General features: G+C 39.1%; 15 protein-coding genes. 10 read left to right on the plus strand and 5 right to left on the minus strand.

Going from position 1 to position 17,322, the window contains the following annotated elements:
- The first annotated feature begins 167 nt into the window (after positions 1–167).
- Together AC075L_RS00550 and AC075L_RS00555 are read left to right on the plus strand one after the other, a co-directional pair.
- Positions 168–398: an acyl carrier protein gene (locus AC075L_RS00550; RefSeq protein ID WP_008706731.1), complete on the plus strand. Its 231-nt coding sequence runs from the start codon at positions 168–170 to the stop codon at positions 396–398.
- Between the two features lie 103 nt (positions 399–501).
- A complete protein-coding gene (locus tag AC075L_RS00555; RefSeq protein ID WP_347027627.1) occupies positions 502–2,046 on the plus strand; it encodes an AMP-binding protein in 1,545 nt (514 codons plus the stop codon).
- A 9-nt stretch (positions 2,047–2,055) separates the two neighbouring features.
- On the opposite strand, the gene AC075L_RS00560 is transcribed toward AC075L_RS00555, so the two are convergent.
- Positions 2,056–2,634: a TetR/AcrR family transcriptional regulator gene (locus AC075L_RS00560; RefSeq protein ID WP_476387013.1), complete on the minus strand. Its 579-nt coding sequence runs from the start codon at positions 2,632–2,634 to the stop codon at positions 2,056–2,058.
- 241 nt (positions 2,635–2,875) lie between these two features.
- Between AC075L_RS00560 and AC075L_RS00565 the strand changes: the two genes are divergently transcribed.
- From AC075L_RS00565 to AC075L_RS00575, 3 genes are read left to right on the plus strand one after another with little or no spacing between them, the layout of a single operon-like run.
- Positions 2,876–3,154 (plus strand): helix-turn-helix domain-containing protein, encoded by a 279-nt coding sequence (locus tag AC075L_RS00565; RefSeq protein ID WP_055058450.1) that lies wholly within the window; start codon positions 2,876–2,878, stop codon positions 3,152–3,154.
- Positions 3,141–4,271 carry a type II toxin-antitoxin system HipA family toxin gene (locus AC075L_RS00570; RefSeq protein WP_055058449.1) on the plus strand — a complete coding sequence of 377 codons (1,131 nt, stop codon included), beginning with the start codon at positions 3,141–3,143 and terminating at the stop codon, positions 4,269–4,271. The genes AC075L_RS00565 and AC075L_RS00570 overlap by 14 nt, the downstream gene beginning before the upstream one ends.
- 42 nt (positions 4,272–4,313) lie before the next feature.
- Positions 4,314–4,790 (plus strand): GNAT family N-acetyltransferase, encoded by a 477-nt coding sequence (locus AC075L_RS00575; RefSeq protein ID WP_055058448.1) that lies wholly within the window; start codon positions 4,314–4,316, stop codon positions 4,788–4,790.
- Positions 4,791–4,950: 160 nt separating this feature from the next.
- Here the strand turns inward: AC075L_RS00575 and AC075L_RS00580 are convergent, their stop codons facing one another.
- Positions 4,951–5,535 (minus strand): cytidylate kinase-like family protein, encoded by a 585-nt coding sequence (locus AC075L_RS00580; RefSeq protein WP_055058447.1) that lies wholly within the window; start codon positions 5,533–5,535, stop codon positions 4,951–4,953.
- Between the two features lie 289 nt (positions 5,536–5,824).
- On the opposite strand from AC075L_RS00580, the gene AC075L_RS00585 reads away from it, so the two are divergent.
- The 5 genes from AC075L_RS00585 to AC075L_RS00605 all read left to right on the plus strand — a co-directional run bounded on the left by AC075L_RS00585 (position 5,825) and on the right by AC075L_RS00605 (position 13,895).
- Positions 5,825–6,652, plus strand: a complete 828-nt coding sequence (locus AC075L_RS00585) for a 4Fe-4S binding protein (RefSeq protein WP_055058446.1) — start codon at positions 5,825–5,827, stop codon at positions 6,650–6,652.
- 205 nt (positions 6,653–6,857) lie between these two features.
- A complete protein-coding gene (locus AC075L_RS00590; protein ID WP_055058445.1) occupies positions 6,858–9,398 on the plus strand; it encodes a metallophosphoesterase in 2,541 nt (846 codons plus the stop codon).
- Positions 9,398–10,525 (plus strand): YibE/F family protein, encoded by a 1,128-nt coding sequence (locus AC075L_RS00595; RefSeq protein ID WP_055058444.1) that lies wholly within the window; start codon positions 9,398–9,400, stop codon positions 10,523–10,525. The genes AC075L_RS00590 and AC075L_RS00595 overlap by 1 nt, the downstream gene beginning before the upstream one ends.
- A gap of 25 nt (positions 10,526–10,550) precedes the next feature.
- A complete protein-coding gene (locus tag AC075L_RS00600) occupies positions 10,551–11,363 on the plus strand; it encodes an EAL domain-containing protein (protein WP_055058443.1) in 813 nt (270 codons plus the stop codon).
- Positions 11,364–11,639: 276 nt separating this feature from the next.
- Positions 11,640–13,895, plus strand: a complete 2,256-nt coding sequence (locus tag AC075L_RS00605) for a glycoside hydrolase family 95 protein (protein WP_055058442.1) — start codon at positions 11,640–11,642, stop codon at positions 13,893–13,895.
- A 78-nt stretch (positions 13,896–13,973) separates the two neighbouring features.
- Here the strand turns inward: AC075L_RS00605 and AC075L_RS00610 are convergent, their stop codons facing one another.
- The 3 genes from AC075L_RS00610 to AC075L_RS00620 form a co-directional block, all read right to left on the minus strand.
- Positions 13,974–15,152: a response regulator transcription factor gene (locus tag AC075L_RS00610; protein WP_025580036.1), complete on the minus strand. Its 1,179-nt coding sequence runs from the start codon at positions 15,150–15,152 to the stop codon at positions 13,974–13,976.
- A 36-nt stretch (positions 15,153–15,188) separates the two neighbouring features.
- Positions 15,189–16,322 carry a sensor histidine kinase gene (locus tag AC075L_RS00615; protein WP_476387014.1) on the minus strand — a complete coding sequence of 378 codons (1,134 nt, stop codon included), beginning with the start codon at positions 16,320–16,322 and terminating at the stop codon, positions 15,189–15,191.
- A 200-nt stretch (positions 16,323–16,522) separates the two neighbouring features.
- Positions 16,523–16,975, minus strand: coding sequence for a hypothetical protein (locus AC075L_RS00620; RefSeq protein WP_476387015.1), 453 nt, complete (start codon positions 16,973–16,975; stop codon positions 16,523–16,525).
- Positions 16,976–17,322: the final 347 nt, after the last annotated feature.

Genomic DNA, 17,322 nt, shown 5'->3' on the forward strand with positions numbered 1-17,322 from the left:
CCTGCTTCAATTCCGAAAAGCAATAAGCAGTGGGTGGGGACTTGCTTGTATCAGGAGGAGTGTAAGCTCCTTCTGATAAACTGCGGAGCAGTTATTCGGTTATGAGCAAGTAGCGAAGCGGATTGCGAATATCCGCTTGACTTAAATCAATATCAGGAGGAAATGCAATGAATCAGGAAATGGAATTTAAAAATATTGTAGCACAGTATAGCAAGGTAGCACCGGAAGAAATGAATAATGAAATGAGATTCCGCGAGGATCTGGGTTTCAGTTCTCTGGATTTTATGTCCTTTTTAGGTGAGCTTGAGGATACCTTTGATCTCGAACTTGACGAGAGCGAAGTGCTGAAGATCACAACTCTTGGCGAAGCCTTAAATCTGCTGGAAGAACTTCAGTAATTTTTTTCGAAGCAAAACTTATAAAGATGTCAGGGTCAAGGATATTTTGTACCTGACAGGATATCCATAACTTGAACAGTTCAGAAAATAATGGGGGACAGATATGCTGATCAGAAATATATTAGAAGAAAGTGTACGTAAATTTGATGAAGTAAAAGCAGTAAAATGGCTCAAGAAAAAGGAAATCATGGAAAGAAGCTATGGCGAACTGATGGAAAATGCAGTTGCCACCAGAAAAGGTCTTCTTGCAGAAGGCTTTGAGGGAAAGCACATTGCACTGATCGGAACCAGTTCTGTAGAGTGGATGGAAAGCTATCTGGGAATCATCACCGGATGTACCACAGCAGTACCTCTGGATGCCGCGCTTCCCTGTGAGGATCTGATCGACCTGCTTAACCGTTCCGATTCTGCCGCTCTTTTCTTAAGTCCGAAGCTTAGACCATATCTGGATGCATTTCTTGGAAATTGTCCGAAACTTCAGAAGGTGTGGATGCTTCAGGAAGAGGTAGAAGATGCACCGGCAAAGGTATATGGTATTAGTGAACTTCGAAATGCAGGAAAGAGCGCATCAGCAGATTCTGTCTGCCCGGATGCAGAGGATATTGCGACCATTATCTTCACTTCCGGAACAACAGGAAAGAGCAAGGGTGTTATGTTGACACAGAATAATCTGGCTTCCAATGTTGAGGCAGTAAAGATTACGGCAGAACCGGGAACTGCCATGCTCAGTGTGCTTCCGATCCATCACGCATTCTGTCTTGTTATGGACTGGCTGAAGGGATTCTCTCTGGGTGCAACTCTTTGCATCAATGATTCCCTGCTTCATATGGTAAGAAATATGAGTATTTTCAAACCGAATATTATGCTTATGGTTCCAATGATGATTGAGACGATTTATAAGAGACTGGCTGCTGCTGATCCGTCAATCCCGAAGGCAGTTCTGGCAGAAAAAGTATTTGGCGGAAAACTGAGCATTATCTTTACAGGCGGCGCACATCTGGATCCGTATTATATTGACCGTTTTGCAGAATATGGCGTTGAAGTGCTGGAAGGCTATGGAATGTCAGAATGCTCTCCTGTTATCAGCAATAATACACTGGAAAACAATAAAAAGGGTTCTATTGGAAAACCACTTGAAAATGCAGAGATAAGATTTGAAAACGGTGAGATCCTGGTAAAAGGCAGTAGCGTTATGAAAGGATATTATCAGATGCCTGATGAGACAGCAGAGACTTTAAAGGATGGCTGGTTGCATACAGGTGATAAGGGATATATGGATGAAGACGGTTATCTGTTTATCAATGGACGTGTGAAGAACCTGATCATTTTGTCCAATGGTGAAAATGTATCTCCGGAGGAGATTGAGAATAAGCTGGCTCTGAATCCGCTGGTAGGCGAAGTGATCGTCACAGGTGAGGATAATGGCCTGACTGCCCGTATTTATCCGGAGCAGGCTGTTGTGGAAGCGAAAGCATTGGATGCAGAGGCAATTCAGGCACAGCTTCAGGCATTTCTGGATGAATATAACAGAAATCAGCCTACCTATCGCCGCATTACAGGATTGGTTGTCCGCAAAAATCCGTTTATCCGCAACACAACAAAAAAGATCAGGAGACAGGATGTCCTGATTGATGAGCCTCTGGAATAAGACAGAGGCTTAAGATAAAAGTGGAAGCATACCGGATAAAAAAACCTCAGACAGAATATCAGCGATCACTTCCGGTGCCAGATTAAAATTATCCCGGCTCCATTTGTGGAGAACGCCGATGGTACTGCCGATGGCGCAGGTGATTACATAGGAAACTTCTTCCTTTGTATGCCTGTCAGGCCTGGAATTAGATGTAGTTTCTGTAACATAATGATGGAGCATAGTCAGCATTTTTTCAAACAGATCATTGCCATGAGGCGTGCTCAAAAGACCGGACAGAAAAGGATTTTCCATGGTGTACCGGCACAGAGTCAGAAAATCGGAACTGCAGATATCCCGGTCATTTTTTGGCTGGAAATTTTCCATCATGGAAAAAACATCATGAATAGTTTTATCCTCAACTGCAGAGATCAGTGAAGGGATGTCCTGATAGTGATTATAAAAGGTACTTCTGGCAATACCAGCTGTTTTAGTGATGTCGGATACAGTAATCCTGTCAGGCTTCTTTTCTTTTAACAATTTGAAAAAAGCACCTAAAATGGCCTCGTCAGCCACAGAATATCTTTCATCGGGAATTATATTTTGCATAGTTGTTTCCCCCGGGAGTCTGTAAGTAATACATAAAGTATATCACAAATCTGACGATACATCAGGTGCTTTTTCTTTTTTTTGATAAATTTTCAATAATATATAAAGAATAGGTAAAGGCTTGATTTATGAAAGAGTAAATGATAGAATAATATTGGATAAAATATTATCTGATTTTAATGAAATAGCGAAATTCTGGATAAAATAATATCCATAAAATAATAAAAAGCAAGGAGGGAAAATGGAGCAGTTTGTATGGGAAACAGCAGAGGAACTGGATCAGAAGCTTGCACAAAGAGTGCGTAATATCAGAAAACGACGCTCTATTTCTCAGGAAAAATTATCTTCCATGAGCGGAGTAAGCTATGGTTCAATTAAGAGATTCGAAACTACCGGACAGATATCATTGATATCACTGACAAAGATTGCTATGTCTTTGGATATTGCAGATGAGCTTAGAAATATTTTTACGCATGTTCCATATAAAGATATTCAGGAGGTCATAAATGAGGGAAGGTAATGCATTACAGGTATTTTATGATGAAAAACTTGTAGGAACACTGGCTATGACAGCTGACCATAAAGCTGCGTTTCAATATAGTGAAGAATGGATTGAAAATGGTTTTCCGATCAGTCCGTTTTCACTTCCCCTTAAAAAGCAGGTTTTTGTACCGACAAAAGATTATTTTGACGGATTATTTGGAGTATTTGCAGATAGTTTGCCGGATAATTGGGGGAGATTGTTGTTGGATCGTCTGCTACGTGCACATAAGCAGAATCCAGACAAATTAACGGTGCTGGATCGGCTGGCAATTGTTGGAAAGTCAGGTATGGGAGCACTTACCTATTATCCGGAGAAAAAAATAGATGAACAATATGGAGATGTGGATCTGGATGAACTTGCGGAGCAGTGCCGGAAAATACTAAATACGGAATACTCCGATAGATTGGATGAATTATATCGTCTCGGTGGTACAAGTGGTGGAGCCAGCCCAAAAATTATGACTACAGTGAATGGAGAGGAATGGATTATTAAATTTCCTGCACATGTGGATGGAGAAAATGCAGGGAAGATGGAATATGATTATTCATGCTGCGCAAAAAAATGTGGTATTATAATGAGTGAAACCAGACTGTTTCCATCTGAGAACTGTGAGGGGTATTTTGGGATTAAGCGGTTTGACAGGATATCAGATAAAAATGGAACAAAGAGAATTCATATGCTGACAGCTGCTGCGTTGCTGGAGTTGAATTTTGAGCAGCCAAGCCTGGATTATCACAGTCTGATGAAACTAACAAAAATATTAACCAGAGATAATGAGAAAGATATGAGAGAGATGTTTCGCAGGATGTGTTTTAATGTTTTTGCACATAACAGAGATGATCATTCAAAGAATTTCACCTATTTATATGATGATGAAAAAGACAGATGGAGCCTGAGTCCGGCATATGATCTTACTTACAGTAACACATACTATGGAGAGCATACTACAACAGTTGACGGAAATGGACGTAATCCAGGCAGAAAAGAACTCCTGACTGTGGGAATTGCGGCAGGAATGAAAAAAGAGGTATGTATAGAAAGTATGGATATGGTAGAAAAGTGTGTGAAAAATATGCTGGGAAGATATCTTTAAAGAAATCGACATGTGGAATAATTTGTTACTTGGAGGACAAAAATGACTATTAGAAAAGCAGAAGAAAAAGACATTCTAAGAATAATTGAACTGTTGGGACAGGTATTGCAGATCCATGCAGATATAAGACCTGATATTTTTATTCCCGGTACCACAAAATATACTGTAAGCCAATTGACAGAGCTATTAGGAAAAGAAGAAAAACCCATATATGTAGCAGTGAACGAGGAAGATGTTTGTGTAGGATATGCATTTTGCCAATTACAGGAACAGCCTTTTTCAACTAATATGGTACCGTTTAAGTCTCTTTTTATAGATGATCTATGTGTTGATCAGCACGCACGAGGACAGCATATCGGCGAGAGCTTGTTTGAATATGTAAAAAATGAAGCAAAGCGAATGGGCTGTTATGAAGTGACACTGAACGTATGGGCAGGAAATACTTCAGCCGAAAAGTTCTATGAAAAAATGGGTATGAAAACAAAAGAAAGGCAGATGGAATATATCCTGGAACATTGATGCGTTGTATAGCATATTTGAGAAGTCTATCTGCGAATTTACAGAGATATCCGATGGATGAATCCAATCAGTCAAACAGTAAATATTAAAAGAAAATGCAAATCAGGCACAAGTTATATTTCGGAAACTTGTGCCTGATTTTTACAGTGTTATTTGGAAATTACAGGTGCTTTTGTCCGATATTTTTAGCATTGATATAATTTATGATCATGTCTGCTGCATCGGAAATATCAAGTTTGCCTGTATCAATAGACAGCTGATACTGGCTGGCGTCTTCCCATTCTTTGCCTGTGCAGAATTTGTGGAAAGATGCTCTTTTCTCATCCACTTCCTTTATCAGCTTTGCAGCTTTTTTCTCATTAATACCGTCCCGTTCCATTACACGTTTGATACGGCAGTCTTTATCTGCGTGAAGAAAAACAGTAGTTGCCTCAGGATCATTTGCATAAATCGCTCCTGAACAGCGTCCGATGATTACGGCAGGTTTTTGCTGCGTAAGTTCACGTATAAGTTCAAAAGATTTTTCCATCGGATTGCTTTCTCCGTAGCTTACAGCAATGCTGTAGAGCAGGCTGTTTACTGCTTTTTCCTGGAAAAATTCTTTGTTTTCGTCAAGCTTTCCAAGTTTTTTGGCTTCTTCTTCAAGCTTCTTTCTGTCATAGAGTTCCAGTCCAAGTCTGGAAGCCAGTTCTTTTCCTATTTCATGTCCGCCGCTTCCGCACTGTCTTGCTATTGTAATAATCATATCCCATGCCTCCTGTGCAATGATGTTGCATTTATTTACTGTCAAAGTACTTTTTCGGAATTATTATACTCAAAAAAAATCGAAATGTATATGCCAAAATCTACTATAAATTGCCTTCGCAAATCCTGATATTCTGGTACTTATGGCAAATTGGTCTGACAAATATTTGCTTAATATAAACATTCGACAAATACTTTATATTGAGATATGATGAGAATTGTGGGAGCTGCTTTGCAGCGGAGCAATTCGTAGATATCAAGTTAGGGGCACAACGCTGGAGGAAATGAGTATGAATACGAGACGGAAATGGCTGGCACCCTTTGGAATGTGGATAGTATTTGAAATAGTGGCTGTTACACTATGGCTTACCAAAGATAATCTGTTTTATCTTTTAAATTTCAGTTATATTGGAACATCGATTACTGTTGGGCTTTTGCTTTTTCAGTTTAACTATAAGCATGCACGTAGGATCGTTCAACTTCTGGTTGGTTTGTATATGCTGATTTATTTGGGACTTATATGTCAGGAGAACATGCAGATTGAGGGTTTTTGGTATTATCTGTTTACCGGAGTATTTGAAGCAGCTACGATTCATTATGCTGTTGCAAAAATATTCGGACCACTTTTGTTTGGAAGAGGATGGTGCGGATATGCCTGTTGGACAGCTATGGTGTTGGACTTTTTACCATATAAAAAGCCTCAGGCTGCAAGAAAAAAGATAGGCTTTATCCGGTATATCACATTTTCATTTTCGCTTTTTTTCGTGGTGCTACTTTTTCTGAATCACGTAGAGAATATGGAGAAAATCATGTTTATAGCTTTTATCGTGGGGAATATTCTGTATTATATTGTGGGGATTATTCTGGCATTCCTATTCAAAGATAACAGAGCGTTCTGTAAGTATATTTGTCCTGTCACGATCTTTCTGAAACCTATGAGTTATTTCTCTGTAGTCAGGGTTAAGTGTGACAAAGAGAAGTGTATTTCATGTGGAAAATGTAAAAAAGTTTGTCCGATGAATGTTGATATAATCGATAATTCCAGAAAACGGAAAAACGGAACAGAATGTATTTTGTGTATGGAATGTGTCAGAACCTGTCCGAGGAAAGCACTTTGAGTCGAATTTCCTGCAGGATGTACTTTGGTGTCAGCTGTTACTGAGAACGGAGCGAACAGTAGTGTAAGACCTATGTAAAATATAGTTAAACCTCAGTAAAGTCTATTGAACTTTTTTCTCAATGTTTCTATACTCTCCAATGTAATGAACACCCGATCTGTGATCGTGTGATGAAACATTCATTTCTCAGGAGGATTATGAAAAAATGAACAACTTATGGCGAAAAAGTTTTATGGCAGGTATTTTATCAGTTTCACTGACAGCAGGAGCGGTTACTCCGGCATTTGCAAGTGCAGCACCGGACGGAAAAACAGATGCTGCTTCTCTTGCAGGCGGAATGGGAATTTCCCGGAACTGGGAATCCTGGAAAGCAGAGTGGGAAGCTGTTAAGAATGACTGGACTCAGGTTTCACTTACTCCGGGCTCTGACTTTAGCCAGTTAAATTTCGCATGGTATTCTAAAAAAGACAACTCTGACACAGCAGAAAAGAAAGAAGAACAGGCTGCACAGGAGTTCTCCGCTCAGTCAGGTGATGCTTTCAGTGACAGCAGTGAATCTGTCTTTGCAGGAACAGAAGCCGATACTTCAGCAGCAGGTGAAACAGTGGAAGCAGCACAGGCTGAAGAGACAGAATCAAATGCAGCAACAGAAGTAAATATAGCAGAGAAAACTGCAATAGCTGAAGAGGATATAGCATCAGAAGAAAGCATAGCAGCATTTAATGCGGAAGAAGGAGAAAACGTAGCAGCATTTAGTACTTCTGAGAATGACGCAGAGGAATTCGCAGCAGAAGCAAACTCAGATGAGAACCTTCCTGATTTTGATACAGAAGGTGATGAAAGTCGTGCAATTGCTGCAATGGTAGCGGATATCCTTGGAGCACAGGCTGATACAGCTGCGCCGAAACTGATCATCGGTGAAGGCAGAAATATGAAAAATGCAAAAGTGTATGTTGCAGAGCAGACAGATGCAACTACAAATACAAAGACAAATGAGGCATATGTTTCCAATAAAGTAACTGCCACAGGTCTGAGTGCAAATACTGTGTACTATTACAGCTATGAAAAAGAGGATGGAACCTACACAGAACCTGCAGAATATGCTACAAAATCAACAAATAATTACAGCTTTATTTTCGTAGGTGATCCGCAGATTGGATCTTCCAATGAACTGAAAGGCTCTGATACAGCAGAATTTTATCAGGCACAGTCCGATGCGGTCAGAAATGATTCCTTTAACTGGAACACCACATTAAATGAAGCTATGGATAAAACAGGCGGAAATGCAAGCTTCGTGGTATCAGCAGGTGACCAGATCCAGACAACAAAGAAGAAATCTCCGGGAAAAAGTGAAATGACCAGCGAGATTGAGTATACCGGATATTTAAGCCCAGATGTGCTGAAATCCCTTCCTGTTGCAACAACTGTTGGAAACCATGACGCAGATAATGCAAACTACACATATCATTTTAATACACCAAACAGCAGCGACCTGGGTTCTAACGGAGTTGTGGGTGGAGATTATTATTTCACATATGGAAACACTTTGTTTATGATGCTCAATACACAGGATACAAATGCTGCTGAACATAAACAGTTTATGGAACAGGCGATTGCTGCAAATCCAAACTGTACCTGGAGAGTCGTAACCTTACATCAGGATATCTATGGTTCAGCGGAGCATTCCAATGAACCGGAGATTACAAACCTCAGATATACACTGGTACCCTATTTTGAAGCAAATGATGTAGATGTTGTTCTTACAGGACACGATCATGCATATTCCCGTACCCATATTCTTGAGGGCGGACATAAAACTGTAGAATATACGGATGATGAGTTTGATGCAGAACTGGATAAGGATATGGATGCAGGAGAAAATCCGGCTACAAGATATGAAGCACCGGCAAATATTTCCACAGATTCCAAGGAACCGGCTGATGTGGCTTATCTGAATTATCTGAATGCAGTCATGGATAAGGATGCGATAGAGGATACAGAAAAGGGTGAGACAGTTGTAAATCCGGATGGTATTCTCTATATGACAGCAAACTCTTCATCAGGAAGCAAGTATTATGATCTTGTACCAAGAATGCAGAGCTATATTGCAAACAGATGGCAGGAAGATGTTCCGACTTATTCTGTTATTGATGTAACAGATAATACATTTACAATCAATACTTATCGTACAGATAATGACCAGAAAATTGATGAAACCTTTACGATTAAAAAAGGTGTGACAGAAGATATTAAATCTGCATCTGTAGGGAAAGTGAAGAATCAGATTTATACAGGAAAACAGATCCAGCCGGCTCTTAAAGTAACTCTGAATGGAAAGACCTTAAAGGCAGGAAAAGACTACACAGTTACCTATACAGATAACAAAAATACAGGTCTGGCAAAAGCAACCATCAATGGAATCGGAAAGTATACAGGAACACAGACAGTAACATTTAAGATTGTGCCAAAGAAAGCAGTGTTAAAAACTGTGAAAGCCGGAAAATCCGGAACAGCCACTGTTACGATCGGAAAAGCAGGTGGAAAAGTTTCCGGCTATGCAATTCAGGTTTCCACAGATTCTTCATTCAAAAAGGTAACTACTTACCGTACAGCAAAAACTACATATGCTCTTAAAAATTTGTCCAAAGGAAAAACTTACTATGTAAGAGTAAAAGCATTTACCAAAGTTTCAGAGAAGAACGTGTATGGTGCAGCAAGCAAAACAATTAAGGTGAAAGCAAAATAATGTTAAACAAAAATTTCCTTCGGAGAGGGTGCCTGGTGATCACAGGCATCCTTTTCCTCATTTTTCTGATGCAATATAATAAGATCGAAAAAACAGAACTTCTTTCTACAGAGGGCAGAACCTTTGAAAAAGCAGTAGTAACAGAGGTTATTTCAGATAACCTTACAGAAAACGGAAACAGAGTAGGTAATCAGACAGTCAGGCTGCGACTCTGTTCCGGCAAATTTAAGAACGAAAAAGTGGAAGCAATCAGTTCTTCCAGCTATCTGTTTGGTGCAACCTGTAAAAAGGGTATGAAAGTCATTGCACTGGTCAGTGAATCACAGGGTGAAGTCATTGCATCTGTATATAGTGCTGACCGTGAATTTTCCTTATATTTTATGATTGCAGTGTTTCTTCTGGTAATTATCCTGATCGGTGGAAAAAAAGGTGCGGCATCTGTAATGGGGCTGGGCTTTACCATTGTATGTGTGCTGTTTCTGTTTCTTCCGATGATATACAGAGGTGTTTCGCCAATCTTTTCAGCGGTAGTTGTTGCCGTTATAACCACTGTAGTAACAATTTATCTGATTTCCGGAATTTCTGTTAAATCATTAACTGCAATTTCAGGAACTGTAACCGGTGTTGTAATGGCTGTTATATTTGCAGGAATATTTGGAAAAGTAACTCAGATCACAGGTTATAATGTAAGTGATATTGAAGAGTTGATTTACCTGGAAGAGAAAACAGCTATAAAAATAAATGAACTTCTGTTTGCAGGGATCCTGATCGCATCACTGGGAGCAGTAATGGATGTAGGAATGTCTATTGCCTCTACTTTACAGGAAATATACAGCAGACGCCCGGATCTTGGAATGTGGGACTTGTTTAAAAGCGGCATGAATGTTGGAAAAGATATGATGGGAACTATGTCAAACACGCTGATTCTTGCTTTTGCAGGTGGCTCTCTCAACACACTGGTATTTATTTTTGCATATAACTATTCCTATCATCAGATCATCAATATGTATTCTATTGGGATTGAACTGATGCAGGGGATTTCCGCAAGTATGGGAGTAATCCTTACAGTTCCCTTTACCTCACTGGCAGGAGCCTTCTTTATTTCAGGAAAAGTATTGAAAAAGTGATTCTCGCAGGAGGGATCATAAAACGATGAAAGTAAACAAAGCAGATGAATTCTATAAGATATTAGAGAGAAAAGCCATATATCCGGTGTTTCAGCCAATCGTCAATTTACAGACCGGCAGGGTGTCCGGCTATGAGGCACTCAGCCGTATAGACAGGAGTAGTACGACACTTACGATTTCAGATTTGTTTGTGATCGCTGAACAGTTGGGATGCGTATGGAAATTAGAGAAACTATGCAGAAACAAAGCCTTGAAGGCAGCAGTTGAAAAACCGGAAAATGTAAAATTATTTCTTAATGTTGATGGAAATATTATTCAGGATAAAGCGTTTATACAGGGATTTACAAACCGTAAGGCTATGAAGGCAGGGGTTCCTGCTTCTGATATTGTATTCGAAATAACAGAGAGATCAGACATAGAAAACTATCAGATATTGCAGCAGATCATGAAACATTATGCAGATCAGGGATATGAGATAGCATTGGATGATGTGGGAGCTGGACATTCAGGCCTAAATCGTGTAGTGAATACCACACCTGACTATCTGAAAGCGGATATAGAACTGGTAAGGGATATTCACAAGTATAAGAAAAAAGAGATCATGATGAAACTCCTGTTGGATTACTGTAATGCAACAGGAGCAATTCTGATCGCAGAAGGGATAGAAACAGTACAGGAGCTGGAATGTCTGCACAGCCTGGGAGTGCATTACGGCCAGGGATTTTTCCTCGGAAAACCAGAACGTGCATTTGGAAATATCAGTGCTGAATCGGAAGAAATATTAGAGCGATTAAATCGGAGAAAGAATATTTTATTTTTGGATATATCAGGCAAATAAGCCATTCATTTTTCTACATTTTTCAACAATAAATCCGAAATTACACCAGTTGATTAATCCCTGAGAGTTGTGTATAATTATAAAAATAAAGTTTTCTAGTACATCGTTTCGTAAATAACTATACCAATCGCGTAGGATGCGGATTCGAGTGTGCTGGTATAAAAACGCAGGCGTAGCGGGCTACGCTGAGGCTTTTAGACCTGTGCAATCGGATTCGCAGACAAGTGAGTGGTATAGTTATTTCGAAAACGATGTACTAGAATTGAGGAGTGGGTTATGGATCGCTTAGCACTTATTTTTGATAAACCAGCAGAAGCCTGGAATGAAGCGCTGCCCCTTGGAAATGGAACCATGGGAGCAATGTCCTATGGAAGATTTCAAAATGAAAGAATAGAATTGAATCTGGATTCGCTTTGGTCTGGAAATGGAAGAAACAAGGAAAATCCCAACAAAAATGTCGACTGGGATCTTTTTAGAAAACACATTTTTGCAGGGGATTACCAGGGAGCAGAGAATTATTGCAAAGAAAATGTGTTAGGAGACTGGACAGAAAGCTATCTGCCTGCAGGAACGCTTTCCATTAATGTGAAAGAACCCATTCAAAATGGAAACAGCTTTTATAGAAGAGAACTGTGCCTGACGAATGCAACTGAAAAAATAGAATTCTGCCAGGATGATTTGATTTATCAAAGAGAATTTTTTGTGAGTATGTCAGAACCAGTGATGGCAATTCATTATCATACTTCTCCAAATTGCAATCTTGAAATGTCAATAACACTGGAAAGTGAAATAAAGCACAAATCTGCTTTTTTTGCAGAAAATGGAATTATATTAGAAGGGCAGGCACCCATTTATGTTGCACCACCTTATTATTCCTGCGAAGTTCCTGTCGTTTATGAAGAGGGGCAGGGAATCCGTTTTGCAATTGGATTATATGTACAAACGAACGGTGGAAATGTATATCAGCAAGCGGATAAGCTTTTTATAAATACTCCAAATGATGTGTATATTTACGTGTCCGGAGTAACTGATTTTAAACAAAAAGAACTCTTTTTTTCAAAAAGAAACTGTATGATGGAAAACATCCAGCACATTCAATATGAAAAGCAAAAAAAGGCGCATATGGATGTATACGCAAATTATTTTGATAGGATGCATCTTGACATTAATTATACACCCGATAATGAACTTGCATTAAAAATGTTTCATTATGCCCGCTATCTGATGATCTGTTCATCTGTACCCGGTTCACAATGTACAAATCTTCAGGGAATCTGGAATCACCATATGCGTGCTCCCTGGAGCAGTAATTATACTGTAAATATTAATACGGAAATGAATTACTGGATGGCAGAAAAAGCAAATTTAAGTGACTGTCATATGCCTTTGCTTGAACTTATAGAACGTACCTCAAAAAAAGGTGAAAAAACAGCTCAGGATGTTTATCATCTGGCTGGCTGGGTAAGCCACCATAATCTGGATATTTGGGGACACTCAAGCCCGGTTGGACAATTTGGACAGGACGAAAATCCCTGTACATATTCCATGTGGCCGATGAGTTCTGGATGGTTATGCTGTCATTTATGGGAACATTACTGCTATACATTGGATGAAGCTTTTTTAAAAAAGAAGGCATTTCCGATTATACAAGGGGCCGTAGAATTTTACCTGGGCTATCTGGTACCTTATAAGGGATATTATGTAACTGCTCCCTCTACTTCACCTGAAAATACATTCCTTGCACCAGATATGACGACGCATAGTGTTACGTTTGCGTCAACAATGGATATCAGCATATTGAGAGAACTGTTTGGATTATATTTAAAAGCATGTGAAATTCTGGGAGTAGAAGATTTTACAAATGCAGTCAAAAATGTGCTTCAGAAACTTCCTCCCTATAAAATTGGGAAAGAAGGGCAGCTTCAGGAATGGTTTTATGATTACCCGGAAGCAGATATCAATCACAGACATATTTCTCACCTGTTTGGATTATATCCTGGGAACCAGATTCATAAAGAGAATGAACCTCTTATAGAAGCCTGCAGAACTTCTTTGGAAAGGCGTGGGGATAAGGGAACCGGCTGGTGTATGGCGTGGAAAGCCTGCCTGTGGGCAAAACTTGGAGATGGAAATCATGCCCTGACTTTATTAAAAAATCAGCTTCGCTTAACAAGAGAAGAAGCATGCAGTCTGGTAGGTGGCGGGATATATCCGAATATGCTTTGTGCCCATCCTCCGTTTCAGATTGATGGTAATTTTGGATTTGCTGCTGCTGTGCTGGAAATGCTAGTTCAGTATGAAGAGCAGAAAATTGTTTTTCTTCCGGCATTACCAGATGAATGGAAAGATGGGATGGCAGAAGGCGTGAAAGCGCCTGGTAATATCACACTTAATTTCAAGTGGAAAGAAAAACGGGTTACGGAAATAAATCTGAAATCTCCAATTGATGCGAAACTGGTAATCTTATATAATGGTATGGAAGAAGAAATCGTCCTGAATGCTGGAAGCAGTTATCAGAAGACGCTGATATAAAGAATATATTATGATATATGAAAGGCAGGATATCTTGTGATTATAAGACATCCTGCTGTTTTATATCAGATTACCTGCTTATAGATGAAATCGTTTCCCATATTCAGAAGGTGAAATTCCCATACACTTTTTGAATAATCGACTAAAATAAAGTTGATCGTCAATTCCTACCATAACGGAGATCTCCTTCAGGGAAAAGGTATTCTCCTTTATCAGTGTAGCAGCTTTTCTTATCCGCAGATTGTTTAAGTAACTGGTAATACTTGTTCCTACTTCGGACTTGAAAACACGGCATAAATAGCTAGTGCTGAGATTGACATTTGCCGAAATGGAGGATAATGTGAGACGGTGCATGTAATTATTTTCTATGTATGTAAGGGTTTTGGCAACATCATTTTTATAATGCCCCTCACTATGAAGAAAGTCCTGATATGTGGTCCTGGCCTCTTCATAATTTTTCAGATTTTCTTTATATGGCATATCTGGTGCAAAGGCTTGGTACATGGTAAAACGGTTATACAGCTTTTTTATCAGCTGTTCCACTTTTACTTGACTGCACATTAATTCTTTTTGGGAAAATACTACGAGCGCATTATGGGCACTGAGAACAAGAATGTATGGCTGTAGCACTCCCTGAACAGCATCCAGTATCATATCTCGCAGCAGATTAGCTGATATAGAAAATGCATCATTTGATAAAAATTTTTCAAACGTTACATAGCATACAGCACAGGAATGTTTCATAAATCCAAATTTTTCTGCTCCATATCTTTCAATGAACGAATCGAGAGACTCTTCTCCCTGAAAAAAGGAGAGAAGATGATCGGTTATGGGTTCAGTGATGTCTGTTTTCAGAATGGAATCTTTTCGGTCAGCTGTATTTTGCATTTTTTTTGTGGTTTTGTTCAGACAGGCAAGGAGTGTATCTGGTTGAATTTTGATTTTTAACAGATAGTCCGCAGCACCTAAAAGCAATGCACTTCTTACTGAATCGAAGTCTTCGTAGTTGCTTAGTACCAGTATTTCTCCGGGATATTCTTTTTCCTTCAGAAAACGAATTAGTTCCAGTCCGTCCATTTCAGGCATTTTCAGGTCAGTGATAATGATATCCGGATGATGTTTTTCAATCAGTGGAACAGCCTCAAGACCATTTGATGCTGTTCCACAAATGAAAAAACCATGCTCTTCCCAGGGAAGAATGGAGCGAAGCGCAATTTTTACGATTGGTTCATCGTCAATAATTAATATACTGTACATAAAAGTCCTTTCTGTGGGCAAAAGTGGTTGTGATTTTTAGCTGTTATAATCTTTTGACAGTTCTTGTACATATAGTAAGGGAAGAGTCAGCGTACATGTGGTTCCTTCTCCAGGGTGACTATTGACCTTAAGTCCATATTCCTTTCCAAAATTCAGCTGTATTCGGTCATTTACATTGGTAATTCCAATCTTTTTCCGGTTTGTATGAGGTTCCAGCGCTGCAGGTGTCACTTCAAATCCTTTTCCATTGTCACAGAGTTCTATGATAAGATGATTGTTTTCTTCCCAACAGGTGATTAGAATTTCCATAACGGAGCCGTCATCAGAAGAACCATGCATAACAGAATTTTCTGCAAGGGGCTGCAGGATTAGTTTAGGAACAAGGCAGGAGAGCAGTTCTTCCTCTTCTACGTCAAAAGAGTACTCAAAGCTTCCGGCATACCGGATTCTTAAAATCGCGAAGTAGTTTTCCAGGTTCTCAAGCTCTTCCTGAATGGTTATATACTCGTTTTTATTAGTCAGTGTATTTTGCAAAAGACTGCTGAGGGCCTGGATTCCATCACTTACAATCTGGTCTTTATGCATGGCGGCTACAAAGCGCAGACTGTTTAAAGTGTTGAAAAGAAAATGAGGATTTAACTGATATTGAAGCATCTGTAGCTCCAATTCTCTTTTTTTCTTTTCCTGGCTTTTCTGTTGTTTCATCAGGCTCTCAATGGTATCTGCCATATGATTCATGCTTCCGGAAAGATCGGAAAGTTCGTCTTTGTGGTCATCCTGGATCCGTACGGAAAGATTTCCCTTTGATAATTCCCTGCAAAAATCCAGCATGCTTCTGATGGGGGAGGTAATTCCAGGATACACCATAGCTACAATTCCAATGCAGAGTAGAACAAGGAAGAATGCCACAGCCAGGATTTTCCAAAACATAGTGTTAACTTCAGAATTAATATAATGATATGGCATGGTATATACAAACAGCTGGTTCAGGTTTTTATTGAAAATATAAGTAACCAGCTGTTCTTCGCCATCTTTGTAAATGCTGAAAAAATCTGTTCTGTTTGGAAGTCTTGCTTGAATATTTTTCAGCAGCTTTTTTTCGGTTTTTTGCCCCAGTTGAATACTACGATCCCAGGAAGAAAGGATTGTTCCATCCATATTCAGATACATAATATTGGAAGAGTCAGCCAGACCTACTGGTTCCAGTACTGTTTTGGAAAAAATTTTTTCATCAATGGAAATCAGGGTATAACCAATTACACGACTCTGACTGTATTGTTCATAAATTCTTCTTCCAAGAATCAGGATGTCCCGGTTACGGTAAGTATGTGCGTATGCCCATACATCCTGATTTTCTTCTTCAAGACGACTCAGGATCTCTGTCTTACATCATCCGAATATAACCCATCATATCCCAAATCATAAAAAATATTCCCATCTGTATCATATACTGTAATGTTTTTTGCCTGTGCAGGATAGATGATTTTACTTCGAATCATATGTTGGATTTCATTGATGGCTTGATTCTTTTCCGTATCTGTCATACCCTTTTTCAGAAGACCGTCCTTGATTTCCTGACTGATGCAGATGGAGCCGCAGAGATACTGATACTTTTCAATCTCACTTACCATATTCAGATTGATCATGGATAAAGTCTGTGAGATGGAAGTGGAAAGTTTTTCCCGAAGCGCTTCTGAAAAAATATGAAACGAATAGAAGCTGATTCCTGTTAATGGTACAATAGAGATCAGGAAAAGCGCTATGATCAGCCTGGTTCTAATACTGAATTTTCGAAATCCCTGATATCGTTGTCTTTTTTCCATGCCGCTGTCCCTCATTTCTAAAAAATAATTCGTACATGGTCCGGTAAAGATGGAAAAAATCGTTCTGATTTTCATGACTGTATCGGATTGTGACAGATTTATTATACAGGAAAAAAACAAGATAATCCATTTAAAATACAAATAGAAAAAGATTGTACATATATGTCGCAAGAAAATCCATATTATATAAAAATAACAGAAAAATGTTCCATATAAAGAATTGTTTTGTGAATTTACCACAAGAAGATTTTCCATTATACTAATATCATCAGGCAAACATAATAAAAGCCAACAAGAAGGAGGAAACAACCTATGAAGAAAAGATTTGCAGCTTCTGCTATGATCCT

Source organism: Blautia sp. ZXY-1-B12 (assembly GCF_056339915.1).

Bases quoted from the DNA above. Each gene is read 5' to 3' on its own strand.
- AC075L_RS00550 (WP_008706731.1), top strand. From the start codon at position 168: ATGAATCAGGAAATGGAATTTAAAAATATTGTAGCACAGTATAGCAAG.
- AC075L_RS00555 (WP_347027627.1), top strand. From the start codon at position 502: ATGCTGATCAGAAATATATTAGAAGAAAGTGTACGTAAATTTGATGAA.
- AC075L_RS00560 (WP_476387013.1), bottom strand. From the start codon at position 2,634: ATGCAAAATATAATTCCCGATGAAAGATATTCTGTGGCTGACGAGGCC.
- AC075L_RS00565 (WP_055058450.1), top strand. From the start codon at position 2,876: ATGGAGCAGTTTGTATGGGAAACAGCAGAGGAACTGGATCAGAAGCTT.
- AC075L_RS00570 (WP_055058449.1), top strand. From the start codon at position 3,141: ATGAGGGAAGGTAATGCATTACAGGTATTTTATGATGAAAAACTTGTA.
- AC075L_RS00575 (WP_055058448.1), top strand. From the start codon at position 4,314: ATGACTATTAGAAAAGCAGAAGAAAAAGACATTCTAAGAATAATTGAA.
- AC075L_RS00580 (WP_055058447.1), bottom strand. From the start codon at position 5,535: ATGATTATTACAATAGCAAGACAGTGCGGAAGCGGCGGACATGAAATA.
- AC075L_RS00585 (WP_055058446.1), top strand. From the start codon at position 5,825: ATGAATACGAGACGGAAATGGCTGGCACCCTTTGGAATGTGGATAGTA.
- AC075L_RS00590 (WP_055058445.1), top strand. From the start codon at position 6,858: ATGAACAACTTATGGCGAAAAAGTTTTATGGCAGGTATTTTATCAGTT.
- AC075L_RS00595 (WP_055058444.1), top strand. From the start codon at position 9,398: ATGTTAAACAAAAATTTCCTTCGGAGAGGGTGCCTGGTGATCACAGGC.
- AC075L_RS00600 (WP_055058443.1), top strand. From the start codon at position 10,551: ATGAAAGTAAACAAAGCAGATGAATTCTATAAGATATTAGAGAGAAAA.
- AC075L_RS00605 (WP_055058442.1), top strand. From the start codon at position 11,640: ATGGATCGCTTAGCACTTATTTTTGATAAACCAGCAGAAGCCTGGAAT.
- AC075L_RS00610 (WP_025580036.1), bottom strand. From the start codon at position 15,152: ATGTACAGTATATTAATTATTGACGATGAACCAATCGTAAAAATTGCG.
- AC075L_RS00615 (WP_476387014.1), bottom strand. From the start codon at position 16,322: ATGTATCTGAATATGGATGGAACAATCCTTTCTTCCTGGGATCGTAGT.
- AC075L_RS00620 (WP_476387015.1), bottom strand. From the start codon at position 16,975: ATGGAAAAAAGACAACGATATCAGGGATTTCGAAAATTCAGTATTAGA.